Below are 16302 nucleotides of genomic sequence, written 5' to 3'. Positions count from 1 at the left end.
AGGGGAGATTTAAAAAACTGAAGATTAGTGCATTGTGCGGTTTTATTTCAGGGTTTCAGAAGGGACTTGTGGATTCTTGAGAAATTCTCAAATTGCACTATTTTGTACCTGATCCAAGTAAGATTAAGATTATTTCTATATTTTTTAAGCGATTGATTTTAAAATATCTGAATTATTCTTTTTATTCGAATTGGTTTTAATTTTTAAAACCTATTTCAACCTTACATCAACCCAATATCAACCTTTATCCATGACTGCATTTAAGGGCCGAAGGATAAGTCATTACCTATCTGTATTTGCCATTTTGATGGCTGTGCTTGTTGGTTGCGTTTTGGAAACGCCGGAATTTCTGTTTCCCAAACCGGTATTCACTGCAGTATCTGATAGTTCCTATTTTCTTCATGTAAATTGGGATCCCATTTTAGGAGCGGGGGCCTATAAGGTTTATTATGAAATTGATGATAATGACCAGGGGGAGTTGGCAGACCCTGAAGTGGTTTCAATCAATGATGCAGGGATAACTTCTGTTCAAATTGATGATTTTCAAAGTCTGGTTCCCGGGAGAGATTTCAAAGTGGCGGTAGAAGTTTTGCAGTCTACTAATGCTGCTCTTGGTCAATCTCAGATGTCGGACATTGCCAATGTCAAGATAGCGCCTTTAAGATTGGCCGGCATTTCAGATGAAGTTCATGAGGATGGGGCAATATCCAGAATTACCCCTTAAATGCGGAGAATACCAATTCTATTAAGTTTTCGTGGCCAGTGACCAAAGGAGCTACGCATTATGCTATTCAGCTATTCGAACATGCACCTGAAGCAGGCTATCAGGATAATTATCGTAAAGATCGTTCTCCCATTGTTTCCAGAAATCAGGATATTCCGCTGGGAGAGAATCAAATGCAGTCCATTAATGAATTAAACCCCGACACGGAGTATTGGGTAAGGGTTTATGGCTTGTATAAAAATGAACAATTGATCCCTTCGGATTCTGTACGATCTGTGGATTATTTTCAGGTGGCAGCCAATCAGGCGATCAAAACAAATGAAATTTATCCACCGAATGCTTTACAGGTCTTAGAGGAAGGGCTTGATTTTGTGCAAATTCAATGGGATCGGGATTTGGTCAATACCGGTTATTTTTATTTCCTGCAGATTTCCTCTAATGGTGATTTTTCTCAGGCCGATGGGGAATATTTTAAAGAAATAAAAATAAATGCGCAGCAAGAGACTCAACCAAAGGTGCAGGTACTGGTAGATGGTTTGCAGGCCTCGAAGGCTTCTGAAGCACGTGTCTATTATTTCAGGGTTTATGTCGAAAATGATTATACCATTTCTGATTTTTCTGAGGTAGTAGCGGCCCAAACACTGGTTTTTCCGGCGCCTATTAATCTTCAGCATAGCCATACCAAAAATACCATCACCATCAGTTGGGATGCGGTGGAGGCGGCCACCCATTATGATGCGGAATTGAGATCTGAAGACGGATCCGTTTTTAAACAGGCAACGAACATAGTAGAAACAAACTTTACCTTTACCGCTTTACCGGCAGATACCGAATTTACCTTTCGGGTAAAAGCCCGGAATAATAAACCTAATCATGGTTATGAAAGTGATTTTTCTGATCCAGCCGGGGCTATCACCGAAAGTGTTCCGACGCCTACCGGCTTTAGGGTGAGTGAGGTTTTTCTGACCAAGTTGAAATTAGTTTGGGATGCGCAGTCAGAAGTTGATAAGTACAGAATCTTTTATTTTAAAGAGGGAGAAGCGGAAACGGAAGCCAAAACAAAAGAGGTATTGGCCAGCCAAAATACGACCCTTCTGGAAGGATTAGAGCCGGGGCAGGAATATCAAATCAAGATCGTAAGTGTTTTTGAAGGGTAGAGTCCCAAGCCAGCCAGGTGTTGGATAATCCTTTTTCTACCGAGACCCTGAATGCACCCACTTCCTTACTTTATGAGGTGGGCTATGATACTGCGCGATTAAAATGGAATCACCAATTTGATCATGTGGCACCGGTAAGCTTTGAGGTGTTATTTGAAGAAAGCAGCAGGTTTGATCAGGGAGAGTTTCGGACAGGTGGTTCTACGGAGGCATTTTTCACAACTCCCAATGATTTAGTCCCCAATAGTACCGCCTATAAGTACACGGTTCGGGCAGTATATGATGAGGCGGGACAGATGTATTATTCTGACTATACTGCTCTTTCGGCGGAGTTTTTGACTGTAGACTTAGCAGTTCCGGCTGATCTAAGTTCTTCAGAAGAGACCATTGATGCTTTCAGGGCGACTTGGTCCGCGGTGGATTATCAGGGGCTGGGGTCCAGTGGTGATTATATGGTGCAATATGCGACGCAGGCGGATTGGTCAGACAGTGTCAATGTCCTGGTTAGTGGCGCCACGGAAGTATTGCTGGATAATTTAAGTAAAAGTACGACCTATTATTATCGGGTGAAGGGCCTCTTTAAGGAGTATGCCTCTGCCTGGTCTTCAACTAAGCAGGCTCAGACTTTAGGTTTACATTCTCCGGATCCATCAACGGTTACGGTTGATTTGACTTTCAATTCGATGCAATTGAATTGGGGATTAGTAGCAGATGCAACAGCCTACCGATTGGCCATCTATGAGGAATCCGACTACTCTGATGAACCCGTGGTGTTGGAGTTAAGTGCCAATGCGTACCTTTTGCAAAGCTTACAACCGGGCACCTACCGTCATTTTAGGCTGTACTCCAGATTTGGAAATGAGTACTCAGACGTACCCACCGCTTTTGCTGCCCAGACCTTATTCTTCGGGCAACCTATGCCTCCTGCTGTGGTGGGGAATGATTACACCTTAATTTCCTTAAACTGGCCCACCGTTTCGGCCGGTGAATTTGAGGCGGAAAATTATACCCTCTATTGGTCACAGACAAATGACCTGTCTGCTGCGGTAGCCATTCCTGTTTATGGGAATAACCAAACCATCACCGCTTTAACTCCGGAGTCCGCTTATTATTTTTGGATTCAGGCGCATTATCAGGGGCACAGCTCCCCAATTTCGGAGGTGCGGGAAGGATTCACCAAGACGCTGGAAATTCCGCTAATCACAGGCAGCAATTCTACCAAACCGGATGAAATCATCCTCTCCTGGTCCATGGTGCCTTATTCCAATGCTTATGAGTTGGAATATTCCACCGATGAAAATTTTAACACGGATGTCAATGTCCTGAATGTATCCGGGAATACCTATACCTTCAACAGCCTTAAAAAGAATACTACTTATTATTTCAGGGTTCGGGGAATTTTTGAAGGAAATCGTTCCGCCTATTCTGTTGTCAAAGAACAGGCGACGATTGATTTGCCCACCCCTGAAAACTTAAGAGAAAAAGCCGTGGATTTTTACTCCATGGAGGTAGAGTGGGATGCGGTGACGCCCGTGACCTCCTACACCCTCTACATTTCCGGTACGGCTAATAATGCTTCGGCTACCCCGGTGTCCATCCCTTCGGGACAAACCCGTTATCTCATTAGTGATTTGAGTCCCGGAACGGACCGTTTTTTTCGAATTCGGGCCAATCATAATGCCGAAACTTCCGAGGTCAGTGCGGAAATCAAATTGTCGACCTTGATTTTGGTGGAACCTACCGGTTTAAAATTAGAAAATGCTCAATATAATGCGATCGATGCCTCTTGGGAAGCGGTGAATTTGGCCAATGAATATGAATTGCAATGGGCCACTGATAATAATTTCTCCAGCCCTAAAAGCGTTACACTGAGCGCCTCAAGTCTGGCGCATACCATTACGGATTTAGATCCTAATCAACCCTATTTTGTTCGCTTTAGAGCCAAGGTGGGAGGTTATTATTCCCAGTTTTCCGGCATCGAACAATTGAATACCTCAGCACTGGCATTGCCCGTGATTGCCGCCGGAGATAATATTACCGCCTCAGGATTCAGAGCGAATTGGGCAGCTTCCGGCATGGGTTATGAAACGGAATATGAAATTTGGTTGGGGAAAGTTCCACTGTTGGGGGAGAACCGACCATGAAAGTGGGCATGTCCACGGATTATGCTTTTTCCGGTTTGGACAAAAATAAAAGCTACTATTACCGGGTCAGAGGTTGGTATAATGCACATTCTTCCGAATGGTCAGATGCTGAACAAGTGACCACGCTGGAATTAACTGCTCCAACGAACCTGACCATTAGTAATATTTCATTTAATAGCATGGACTTGCAGTGGGATGCGGTAAGCACCGCCAATGCCTATGAATTAGTCTGGGCAGACAATCCTTCCTTTTTAGATGCTACCACCAGCACGATTTCTTCCACCAGCTTCAGGCTGACAGGTTTAAAAGCAGGAATGCACTGGTACTTTAGACTATACAGCTTATTCGATACCGAAAAATCTGATACCTATACCACGGCGGATGCCGCTACTTTGGCATTGGAAAAGCCAGAGTTATTGGCTTCGACTGATATTTTTTATAATGGCTTCACCACGCATTGGAAGCAAGTGGAGAATGCCACTAAATACACCATTCAGTATAGTTTGCAGTCAGACTTTTCTATAGTGAATGAGGTGGAGGTGACTGATGGCAATCAGCTGTCCGTAGCTTTGACGGATTTGAAACCAGATTCGGATTATTATGTGAGAATACGAGCCTGGATTACGGATCATTTCAGTGCCTATTCTGATCCGATGGTGACCAAAACGGCGGCCATTCCTGCTCCTGCCGGTTTAACGATTTCGAATATTCGCCAAGATGCCTTTACGGTAAGCTGGGTCGCCAGTAATTTTGAAGAATTTGAAGTGAGTATTTCCGGAGGAGTGAATAAGACGGAGCGCGTAGGAAATGTTTTCACTTATGAAGTGACAAATCTGACCAAAAATACGGATTATGAAGTAATGGTGACCGGCGTTTTTGGGGGAGATTATAAGGTGTCCTCTATTGCCGAGCCTGTGCGCACCCTGGATCTTTTAGCGCCAGCCAACTTCCAGGTGGATGCCGTGAGTTTTAATACCATTCAGCTCAGTTGGTCAGCCGCTACTGATGCGCAGTCCTATGAAATTCAATATGATACGGATGCGAATTTTACTGCTTCTCCCAAAACAGAAGTGCTGAGTGGAACTACCTATGAAATGAATAATTTATTACCAGGTACCGGCTATTATTTTAGAATCCGTAGCGTTTACAATACCCAGCAATCAGCCTATTCCAGTCCGGCAATTTTAGGGACTACTTTGGAATTGGAAAGGCCGGTGCTGAAGGCTGCCAGCAATATCAGTTTTAATAGTGCCCAGGTAAATTGGGATTTGGTGGACAACGCCAGCCGTTATACCATTGAGTATGCAGAGGATGCGAGCTTTTCAGTAACTTATCAGCTTGAGGTAAATGATGGGGCCGCCACTATGGCGATATTAAGTGGCTTAATGCCCGCCACTACCTATCATTTGAGAATGCGGGCGTGGATTACAGATCATTTTAGTGATTACTCCAATGTCGTTACCCTTAATACCAATCCCTTAGTGGCTCCGGTTATTACTGCCGTGCATTCCATTAGTCAGGATGCTTTTACTGTAGACTGGTCCGGGACGGATTTTGATTCTTATGAACTTATTATTTCCGGAGGTAAGTCAGAGGTGATCAATGCTGGCAATTTGACCAGCTGGACTTTTTCCGATTTAGAAAAAAATACCGTTTATGGCCTTATGGTAGTAGGGCTTTACGCCGGTACCTATAAAGTGGAAAGTGCGGTTAGTTCAATGCAAACGTTGGACCTGCTACCACCGACTAATTTTGCGGTAAGCAGTGTTGATTTTAACAATATTAACCTGAGCTGGACTGCGGCAACGGATGCGCAAAATTACGAGATTGCCTATGCGACCAATACTAGTTTTACCGATCAAAAGGTAATTGCTGGTCTTAGTGGTAACAGTTATACTTTTATTGACCTGTTGCCCGGCACTACTTACCATTTCAAAATCAGAAGTGCTTATAATAATGTTCGCTCAGATTATACCTCAGCAATTAGTGGAGGGACGGATGATTTGGCCACTCCGGTATTGACCAACTTAAAAGATTTTACCCACCACACGATAACTGCGGATTGGAATGTAGTGGACAAAGCAACCTCCTATACGCTGGAATATGCCACGGATAATTCCTTTGCTGCTGCAGGACAAATCATCATCGCGGATGGGGCGACTGCTACAGAAGTGATGACGGGTTTAATGCCCGATACTCAATACTATGTAAGAATGAAGGCCTGGGTGAATGATTATTCTACCGCTTATTCGAATGTCTTGTCTGCAAGCACCCTAGCGCTTGCGATGCCAACATTGGCTGCCGCTTCAGATGTGGAAACAGATGGCTTTACAGCGAACTGGCAAGCGGTTGATTATAGCCCAACGGAAGGTTATGTATTGGTCTATAATAAAGATGGAGAAAGTGCGCAGGAGCTGAATGTAGGAAATGTTACCTCCTATGTTTTGTCCGGCCTGGAGCAGTCTTCTACCTATCATTATACGGTGAAGGGAATTCACAACGGATACCAGTCTGCGGCTCAAAGTCCGGCAGTGAGTGTTAATACCGCTACCGTTTTGGCCCCCACATTGGCCAGCGCATTCCAAAGTACCTATGCTTCCTTAAAAGTCAACTGGACCAAAGATGCCGGAAATAATGGAAAGGAAACCGGCTTTTTGTTAAAATATGGGCAAATGGCGGACCTTTCCGATGGAGTGGTTTTGAATCTGCCCGGCACCGCGACCGAATGGACGATTGATAATCTGGATCAGAATATGACTTATTACTTTTCGGTGGCTTCCGTGATCAATGGTCAGTCATCGGTCTACCCTCCGGCAGTTTCGGGAACTACCCAGCAATTGGCCGCCCCAAATGGACTAAGCCTGGGAGCGGAAACCGTGGACCAATTTACCGCTAGCTGGTTCAATATGGCCGAGGCCGATGAGGGTTATGAATTATGGATATCTGAAAGTAGTGCTTTTACCAATACCCTAAAATTTGACTTAAGTGCCGGACAAACGACGCAATTAGTATCGGGGCTGGCACAGTCCACAAAGTATTTTGCAAAAATTAGAGCGAAGGCCGCCGGGATTGTTTCGGACTTTTCCACCACGGTAGAAATAACGACCAAGACTTTGGGGACGCCAGGCACACCGACCATTACTGGAGTAGATTTCGACCAGGCGACCGTTTCCTGGACTGCCGCCACGGAGGCCAATGCCTATGAGTTACAATGGACGGATGGGGATGCTTCCTTTTCCTCCTATGCCAGCCTGCCCCTTGGAGATGTTTTAACGGCTAACATTTCAGGTCTTAATGCGAGTACGACTTATTGGCTAAGGGTGGTGGCGCGCTATAATGCAGAAGAAAGCCTATCTGCCAACAATTCCTTCTCGACCTTGACTTTGACAGCGCCAACCATAGCGCTGAACAATGCCACTACCAATAGCCTGGATGTATCCTGGAGTGCCATTACGGAGGCGACCGAATATTATGTGGAGTGGGCGAAAGATAATGCTTTTGCCACAGGAAAGGGAAGCACAGTAACTTCCGGAACCAGCTTCACCATAAGCGGACTGGAGGATTACACGACCTACTTTGTTCGCGTCCTCTCCAGCCGGGGAGGAGGGGTGCTCTCCGTTTTTTCAAATGTGGAAAGCTTACCAACCAGCCAGTTGGCAGCACCCACCAATTTAAGTGTAGTGACCGATATCGATAATGGAGGACTAAGGGAGCTTACGCTTTCCTGGGATGCCGTTCCCGGAGCCGTCAAATATATCTTAAGAAGGTATAGTGACAGTGGCGTACTTTTGGAATCGGTTGAGGTTTCCGCGAATAATTATACTTTTTCACCTTTGAATGGGGGTACAAGCTATAAATTTAGGGTTTCGGTGGTGATTGCCCAGGAAAGTCTTTTATCGCCTGAGCTGAATTATACCACCTTGACGACCTGAGTTTTTTAAAGACTAAACCATTAATGAAATTATATAATCAACCATATTTTATCACTTTGTTGGCTTGCTTATGGCTGACGCACCAATCGGCTTGGTCACAGCAGGCGGTGAATGATATTTTGCGTTTCGAGGTGGAACGTGATATCCTCACCATGCCTGTGGATGTTTCCGCCAGGGCATTGATTAGTTCTGCTACCGGAAAAATGGAGGAGACCAGTGATGTGCCTGTGGAAGCCTATGTGGTGTCTGCAGCTAAGCTGGTAGATCACGGAATGCTGACCCTGGAAGAAGGTTTGAAAATGATTCCGGGACTGATTGTTCGTCCCAAATTAAATGGTACTTACGATGTAATGATGGTGGGGCAGCAGGGGCAAAATGCTGCTCAAAGTATGGGGGATATTGGTGGTCAGGGATATCTTTTGTTAAGAGATGGAATGCCCATGATGGATCGGGTATATAACCGGCCACGATGGGAGGAAATCCCGGTGAATTTGAATCAGGTCCAGCGCATTGAGGTGGTGCTGAATGCCTCCGCAGTTACCTATGGTGACGGCGCTATGAAGGGGATTATTCAAATTATCACCAAAAAGCCGGGAACCAATAAGCTTCACTTTAATGGAGCTGTGCAGGCAGGAGCGCCTAATACGGTAGATACCCGGCTGAATGCAGAATGGGGAATCAACGATCGCCTATATTTTAAAAGTGGATATAACCATACCTATATAGAGCGTGTCGTGGAGGAGAGTTATGTGAAATCTCAGGGGGGCTTCCGGTCTAATCAGGAATTGTTGTTCTATGAGCCTAATGCCTATTATACCAACCCCTATCCTTTCATTGCGAAAAATCGACATGTTTTTGATTTGGGCACTAATTTGGTGATTTCTGAAAATCGCGAAATTGCGCTGGATTATTCCTATGTGAGATCACAGTTTCAGGATTTATACCAGTCTCCCTCCAACTTAGCCTTAAGTTATACGGACTCCAAAACCCATTATTTAAATTTGAATGGCCTTTGGGATAAGTTTCGATACCAGCTTTCCTATCAATCAGGAGATAGCCAGACCGGTGGAATGATTGGTGGTCAGCAGGATGTTGATTATTTAAATGGACGGTTAGAATACCTGACGAAATTTTTTAGAGGGGAAGGAATCATAGGTTTACACTTCCAGCGGGAAGGGATAAAATCTTCTACAGAAGAAGAATTTTCAAAATATTTGACCTTACCCCATAATGCCCTTTTGCAGGAATATAAAAGTCAGACCATTTATCCTTATTACTTAAGGCAAATGTACGGGCTGTATGCCAAGAATAATTTTAAGCTGAATCGCTGGTCTTTTAATTATGGAATGCGGCTGGATTATTCCCAAAATGGAAGTGCCCATTTTTTGCCCGCAATTGAACTGCAGACAAAATTTGATATTGATAAAAATAGTAATGTATGGGCCAATCTTTCCAACAGTTACCGATTGGCACCCTACGGCCTGACAGATTTCCATTCCATTTTTTTAAATCCGGTTTATGATCCCGATGCCCATGGTACGGGAGATTTGAATCTGGTTCATTATGGAATGAATCAGGAGCTAGCGCCGCAAATGTTGAGAAATGTAAAAATCGGCTACCGCAATGCTTTCCATGAGATGTTTTATCTTTCATTGGCCTATGGCTTTTCCGCTTCCGATAATCGATGGCATGGCGCCATGACAAAGGTTTCGGATCAAACCGACTTAAGTGTGACCTCATCCCCCGCGGGTACGGATTATATTATCAAATATGAAAATGTATCCGGCACCGAGACCACCAATGCCCTTACCGCTTCCTTGGAGTTTATGCCCAATAACCGCTTTCATCTAAATGTATGGAGTGCTTACCAAAAAGGAGTGGCTTCTGGGGAAAAGGTGCTGAGTATGCCAACTTACGTCGGGGGATTTAACTCTTACTTTAGGTTTTTATATAATAGAGTTTTGGTAAATACAACTTTTACTTATAATACCGCTTATCAGTATACTTTGATCGCCAGCGAGGACGCTGCGATGGCAGGTGCCAATGTCTTTGAAATCCCTTTTAATTATCAATGGCAACTCGGCTTGACTTACCAATTCTATAAATTTTCCTCTGTATTTGTGAATGTTAGAAATTTACTACCTACTCAGGATGCTTTTTACCCCATGGGAGACCCCACAAGGGCGCAATTTATGATCGGGCTTAATTTGAAGTTATAATTTTGAGATTAATAATTACATATAGGATTTTTTTACTAACCCTTGGACTGCTGTGGAGGGGCCATGCTGTTGCGCAGAAAGCCGAGATGGATTCCACTCAGTTGATGACCGCTCGCAATATAGAGGTCATGCTGGCCGAGGGGAGAATATATGCCAATAATGAGGATTTTATTCTGGCTTACGCTTTAGGAGAGCAGGCCCTGGAGCTTGCGCAAAAAGAGTTCCTGGAAACCCAGGAATATGAGATTTATTTGTTTATCGCAGATATTCATTCCCGGGAAAACCATCTGGATTTGGTATTAGAAAATTATATGGCGGCACTGCGGGCGGCTGAAGTTATCGCTGACCCGGAGAAAGAGGCGCAGGTTTATTTATTAAAGGCGAAATATTATGACCATAGGGGAGTGGTTCCGCTGGCCATTGCTGACCTGGAAATGGCAGTGAAAAAATATGAAGAAGTAGGAAATCAGGAACGCTTAGCTTTTTCAAAAGAATATTTGGCATTGTTGTGCCGCCGGGAGGATCCCAGAAAATCTCAGGAGGTTTATCGTCAATTGTTAGTCTATTATCAGGGGAAGCAGCTAGAGGATAAAATATTGGCCACCCGATTAAGAATTGCCAATATTGATTTTGAGCTGGAACGCAATGATCAGGCCCTAAAAGCTTATTTATCGCTTTTAAAAGATTATGCAGCCAAAGGGGAAGTAGAGCTGCAAGCCACCATTTTAAATAACCTGGGAGTGATCGAAAAGCGGTTGGGGAATATGCGGCAATCTGCCTCTTATTTTGCGGAAGTGACCGACTTATTAAATGCCAGACAGGAAGAATTAACGCCGGTAGAAGAAATCCGCTTCCACCTTAATGTGGGGGTGGCCTATTCCAATTTGAAGTCCTACAATAAAGCCAGAGAGCACTATACAGAGGCTTTTCGAATAACGGAGCGGACAAACAATGAATATGAGCAGGCCAATGCATTGAATCATTTGGCCGCCAATTATTATGTTTCCGGATATTCGGTAGATGCCTTACGGGAAGCTTCAGCGGCCTTACAGATTGGAATAAGGGAGGATTTCAAGGATCTGCAAAGAACGAGCTATCGCATTTTGGAAATGATTCATCAGCGCGATGGCAAATACAATTCTTCCAAAGATGCCAAATCAAAGTATGAAGAAATCGAAGCGATCCAGCGCTATAATAAGGAGACGGCTTTTGATTTGGACGTCTTGACCCGAAACGAGGATCAGATTAAGAAGAAAATCGCGCAACGATATCGCAGGATGGAGGATGACAGACGAAGGAATACCATGCTGGCCATGAAGGAGAAAGAATTAAGTATTCTGCGGCAAGAGGCCGAAATCCGCGATGTGGAATTAAAGAACCAGGAGCTGGAACGCCTGCGTGCCCAGCAGGCACGGAATATAGTGGAACGTGAGCTGGAAGCCATCAAGCAGGCCAGTGAACTGGACAAGGTGACCCGGGAAAAGGAATTGCAGGAGATTGAATTGCGAAATCAGCAGATCGAAAAAGAAAAGCGACAGGAGCAAATTCGCTTGTTAGAGTCACAGGAACGCGCAAAGCAGGCCGAGTTGGACGCTACCCAAAGTCAACGCAACCTGTTTATAGTGGTGATATTCTTTTTCCTGATGGGTATTATGGGCTTAATCTTTTCGGTGAACCGAAAGCGGAAGGACAACAAGATTTTGCAGGTGCAGCAGCAGAAAATCGAGAAAGCCAATCAGGAAATTACGGCGGCCAAGGAGGATCTGGAAGAGAAAAATCTGCAAGTGACGCAATCCATTCAGTATGCGCAAACCATGCAGCAGGCCTTTTTACCCAATGAAAAGCTGATCGGTGAAATGTTTGAGGAAATGTTCCTGATGTATAAACCGCGAGACATCGTTTCCGGGGATTTTTATTGGGCAAAAAATCAGGGCCACCGCAAATTGGTGGCGGTGGTGGATTGTACAGGCCATGGTGTTCCCGGCGCTTTTTTGTCTATGGTCGGCATGAACGGACTGAATGAAATCATCGAAAAAGAGCATGCTCTGCAGCCTAATGAAATGGTGGAAAGCTTACATGCCAATATAGTGGAACGCTTCAACCAACAGGAGAGTCGGAATAAAGATGGGATGGATCTGACGGTCTGTTCATTCGAGGAAATAGGTGAAAATAAGATAAAACTTACATTTGTTGCGGCCAAGCAGGTGGTGTATTTCCGTCATCAGGGAGAAATTCATGAAGTACTGGGAGAACGAAAATCCATCGGTGGGATTTACGCACATAAAGTAGTGGAATTTGGACAAAAAGAAGTGGTTCTGGATAAGGGTGATATTGTTTACCTGCCTACTGATGGTTATATCGATCAGGCCAATCCGGAGCGTAGGAAATTTAATAGAAGAAGATTCAAAGCATTATTAGAAGAGATACAGGAGCTCCCTTTAGCCACTCAGCAAGAGCGACTTTCGGAAGCACTCACATTGCATCAAAAGGATGCCGATCAGCGAGATGATATCACTGTTTTGGCATTAAAACTATAATACCATGCGTTACGACCAAATCAAACAAAAGCGAAGAACCATATTTTGGCAGTCATATCCTGCCAAATTAGAGGTTTACGGCCCCTTTAATTCGGGGAACATTGGCTTGGTAGGCAACTATCTCAGGGTGAAGTTCGGGGATAATTCCAGCCTATGGAAGCGGGCTTTTTCCATCTATATGGAATTAGTACAAAACATTTCAAATTATTCAGCTGTTCGTGACCGGGAATCCGAGGCAGGAGTAGGATTGTTTAAATTGGAGGAAACCGAGACTCATTTGGAGATTTGGGCCTGCAATGAAGTTAACAAAGCAGATCTTTCCAAGGTAGAGCAAAAGGGGGAGTTGATCAATCAATTGGGCAAGGAAGGTTTGCGCAAGATGAAAAGGGCATATTTATTACATGCAGATGAAAATCGCCCAAATTCTGGCAATATTGGGATCATACAAGTTGCCATAAAAGCGCAAGGTCCGATCACCTTTGACGTCGAGGATATTGACGACAGAAGATCCTTATTATCTATTTTTGTGAAACTTGAAAAATAAAATAACCATGCAAGATTTTATTGTTGAAGGAAGTCGGGAAAAGTTCTTTATCCCGAATATTAAATTAAGTGCTGAGGAGCGTAAAGGTACTATTGAAGGGGAGTCTTATCTGGAAGAGCCCTACCAGTTTTATGAAGATATTTTTAAGTGGGTTTCCGTATTCTTTGAAGAGGGTGGAGAGGAATTCAATTTAGATATTAAACTGACGTATTTTAATACGGCCTCTTCCCGTGCGTTACTGGATTTATTTATTAATCTCAAAGCACTGGAAGATTCAAATAATAATATCACGGTCAACTGGTTCTATCCTGACCCGGATGATGAGGAGATGCTGATGGAAGCAGAGGATTTTATTGAGGAGAGTGAGTTGGAAATGAACCTGGTAGAATACGAGCTATAATCTAAAAACTCGCATGGATATAGTTTTCCCAATGGGTAAGATTGGAATCTCACCCATTGGGCATTTTTTTGCTATTTCCACATTTCCATCAATGGCCAAACCACATTCATAAAAAGCGGTGTTAAAATGGCCGTGATCACGCCGCATAACCCAAGTGCCAGTCCTCCATAAGCTGCATGCACCTGCCCCTCTTCCGATACTGCTGCAGTGCCAACGCCATGCGCACAAGCACCCATGCCTAGGCCCATGGCTTTAGGGTTGGTGATTTTTAAGGCTTTTAAAATCGGAACTCCGACAATCCCACCGAAAATCCCTACAAGTACCACAATAATAGCGGTAAGGGATGGAATGCCACCAATACTTCCTGAAATTCCCATTGCGATTGGGGTGGTCACCGACTTAGGAGCGATAGAGAAAATCACTTCCTTGGTGCCTCCAAAAAGGAAAGCGAAGAAAACACCGGATAATATCCCGATGATACATCCGATAATCAGGGAAATTAGAATTGGTCCTTTTTGAGCACGGATTTCTTCAATTTGCAAGTATAAAGGCACCCCCAGTGCCACTACGGCTGGCCCTAGAAAAAAGCTGATATAATCCCCGCCTTCTTTATAGGTTTCATAGGAAACCCCGGAGATTTTCAGATAGGCGATCAATACGGCGATGCTTAATAATACAGGGTGGAATAAAAAGAAATTCCTGCTCCTGGCATACAGTTTTTGGGAAAGCAGATACACCAAACAGGTAAAGGTGATGCTGAAGATTTTAGTATTTAATACGGCGTATAACTCATCCATTGGTTTTGTCTAATTTTTGCATGGTGAAAGCCACAACGATGAGTACGATGATGGTACTCAGGACACAGGATCCCACAATGGCCAGAAGTTGTGATTGAATGGTGGAGATGTACTGAATCAGTGCCACCCCTGGAGGAACGAATAGGAAGGCCATATTTTTATTCAAAATAGTGGCGAATCGCTTTACATCATCCAGCAATAAAATCTTAAAATGCAGTGCTGCAGTCAGCAAGAGCATACCAATAATACTGCCTGGTATGGAAAGATGCCCGAAGGTCTGGATGATTTCACCCAATAACAGGCATCCGAAGATATAGGTAAGACTTTTAATCATTCTGCTTCAAATTTTTGAGAAGACAATTGGAAGGCGGAGAAACAAAAAATGATCTGAAGTGCCTCCAGATCATTTTTTACTTTCATGGTCTGTTTGACCGTAAGCCCGAAACTAGGCTTAGATTTTCACCTGATTGGCGCTGATCACACCTTCCTGATGTTCTTTAATGTTCGTCAAGGTAACCAGAGAGATTTGGTTCAGGGCTTCTACCGTAAAGAAAGCCTGGTGCGAAGTGATCAATACGTTAGGGAAGGCCAACAATCGGGAAATGGTATCATCCGTAATGATTTTCTCCGAGTGATTGTGGAAGAACAAGCCTTCTTCCATCTCATATACATCAATCGCTAAATATCCCAATTGACCAGTCTTCAGGGCGTCAATAGCAGCCTGTGTATTGATCAGTCCACCACGAGAAGTGTTAATCAACATGGCACCTTCCTTCATTAAACCAAAAGTATACTGGTTCATCATGTGGGAAGTTTCCGGTAGCAGTGGGGTATGCAGCGAGACAATGTCCGACTTTTGCAATAGTTCCGTCAGGTCTACATAACGCATCCCATCTTTCTCGAATTTTTTGTTCGGGAATTTGTCATACATCACAATTTCACAACCAAATCCTTTCATGATATTGGCGAAGATCATCCCGATTTTACCGGTACCTACCACGCCCACAGTCTTTCCATGCAGGTTAAAGCCTGTTAAGCGAGACAAAGAGAAGTTGCCGTCACGAACACGATTATAGGCACGGTGGATCTTGCGGTTCAAAGTCAGAATCAAAGCTACAGCGTGCTCGGCAACCGCCTCCGGAGAGTAAGCCGGTACACGACGAACGTCAATGCCAAATTCCTGAGCAGCTTCCAAATCTACATTGTTGAAACCGGCACATCGAAGGGCAATCAATTTGATGCCGTTGGCTGCCAGTTTTTCAATGATTTCGCGGTTAAGTTTGTCATTTACAAAAACACAAACAGCATCACACCCTTTGGAGTAATCCACTGTTTCCTCGTCTAGCTGAACACGGAAATATTTGAATTCGTAGCCAAAGTCTTCGTTACAGCGATTAAACCATTCTTTATCATAAGATTTGTAAGAATAGAATGCAATTTTCATGTATTTATGTTTTGAATTGGTGAGGGATCAACTTCTTAAAAAAAAGCTAATCCTTGATGTTATAGTAAGTTTCTAAGCGCCTTGAGGGGGCGCTCGAACCTATATTTCTTTTTTTTTCAATACAAATTTAGATCATTTATTGAATAGTGGAAGCTAATGAGGGTGGTTTGTTTAACTGACCACGATCATGTTTTGTGATATTCCCTATTTCCATACTGCTTTTTTGAGGAAAACGCTTTATGCAGGGCTTTTTGTTCCCGTCATATGGTAATTCACCAAAATCCCCCTTTAAAAAAAACCGGAATTTTTCCTTTTCAATCGTTTTCTAATCCCATCAATTTTTTTTCGGCTTGCTTCCAATCGCTTTAATTTTCGTATATTTGCGTACTTATGCCTAGGGCTGT

11 protein-coding genes are annotated in these 16302 nt (G+C 43.8%); 8 read left to right on the top strand and 3 right to left on the bottom strand.

From position 1 onward, the window contains the following. Nucleotides 1-250: 250 nt before the first annotated feature. From NG22_RS08935 to NG22_RS08900, 8 genes are all read left to right on the top strand, one after another. Entirely contained in the window at nucleotides 251-724 is a 474-nt protein-coding gene (locus NG22_RS08935; protein WP_157600959.1) for a fibronectin type III domain-containing protein, read from the top strand. Nucleotides 725-762: 38 nt separating this feature from the next. Next, nucleotides 763-1881 (top strand): fibronectin type III domain-containing protein, encoded by a 1119-nt coding sequence (locus NG22_RS08930; protein ID WP_053405433.1) that lies wholly within the window; start codon nucleotides 763-765, stop codon nucleotides 1879-1881. 17 nt (nucleotides 1882-1898) lie between these two features. Beyond that, a complete protein-coding gene (locus tag NG22_RS08925; protein ID WP_053405432.1) occupies nucleotides 1899-4025 on the top strand; it encodes a fibronectin type III domain-containing protein in 2127 nt (708 codons plus the stop codon). Beyond that, on the top strand, nucleotides 3983-7957 hold the full coding sequence (locus NG22_RS08920) for a fibronectin type III domain-containing protein (protein WP_157600957.1): 3975 nt from the start codon (nucleotides 3983-3985) through the stop codon (nucleotides 7955-7957). The genes NG22_RS08925 and NG22_RS08920 overlap by 43 nt, the downstream gene beginning before the upstream one ends. Before the next feature lie 23 nt (nucleotides 7958-7980). Further along, nucleotides 7981-10176, top strand: coding sequence for a TonB-dependent receptor (locus NG22_RS08915; protein WP_053405430.1), 2196 nt, complete (start codon nucleotides 7981-7983; stop codon nucleotides 10174-10176). Between the two features lie 86 nt (nucleotides 10177-10262). Then, nucleotides 10263-12713: a SpoIIE family protein phosphatase gene (locus NG22_RS08910; RefSeq protein ID WP_157600955.1), complete on the top strand. Its 2451-nt coding sequence runs from the start codon at nucleotides 10263-10265 to the stop codon at nucleotides 12711-12713. A gap of 4 nt (nucleotides 12714-12717) precedes the next feature. Further along, nucleotides 12718-13257 (top strand): DUF6272 family protein, encoded by a 540-nt coding sequence (locus tag NG22_RS08905; RefSeq protein ID WP_053405428.1) that lies wholly within the window; start codon nucleotides 12718-12720, stop codon nucleotides 13255-13257. A 7-nt stretch (nucleotides 13258-13264) separates the two neighbouring features. After that, nucleotides 13265-13657: a DUF1987 domain-containing protein gene (locus tag NG22_RS08900; protein ID WP_053406911.1), complete on the top strand. Its 393-nt coding sequence runs from the start codon at nucleotides 13265-13267 to the stop codon at nucleotides 13655-13657. A 71-nt stretch (nucleotides 13658-13728) separates the two neighbouring features. Here NG22_RS08900 and NG22_RS08895 read toward each other — a convergent pair whose 3' ends face one another. From NG22_RS08895 to NG22_RS08885, 3 genes are all read right to left on the bottom strand, one after another. After that, nucleotides 13729-14454: an LrgB family protein gene (locus tag NG22_RS08895; RefSeq protein WP_053405427.1), complete on the bottom strand. Its 726-nt coding sequence runs from the start codon at nucleotides 14452-14454 to the stop codon at nucleotides 13729-13731. Continuing rightward, complete coding sequence (locus NG22_RS08890) at nucleotides 14447-14788, bottom strand: CidA/LrgA family protein (protein WP_053405426.1); 342 nt, start codon at nucleotides 14786-14788, stop codon at nucleotides 14447-14449. Before NG22_RS08890 ends, NG22_RS08895 begins: the two co-directional genes overlap by 8 nt. Nucleotides 14789-14905: 117 nt before the next feature. Next, nucleotides 14906-15898: a 2-hydroxyacid dehydrogenase gene (locus NG22_RS08885; RefSeq protein WP_053405425.1), complete on the bottom strand. Its 993-nt coding sequence runs from the start codon at nucleotides 15896-15898 to the stop codon at nucleotides 14906-14908. Between the last annotated feature and the right edge of the window lie 404 nt (nucleotides 15899-16302).

The organism is Persicobacter sp. CCB-QB2 (genome assembly GCF_001274635.1).
Classification (GTDB): Bacteria; Bacteroidota; Bacteroidia; order Cytophagales; family Cyclobacteriaceae; genus Persicobacter; species Persicobacter diffluens.
This window is presented reverse-complemented; position numbering and strand designations above follow the sequence as displayed.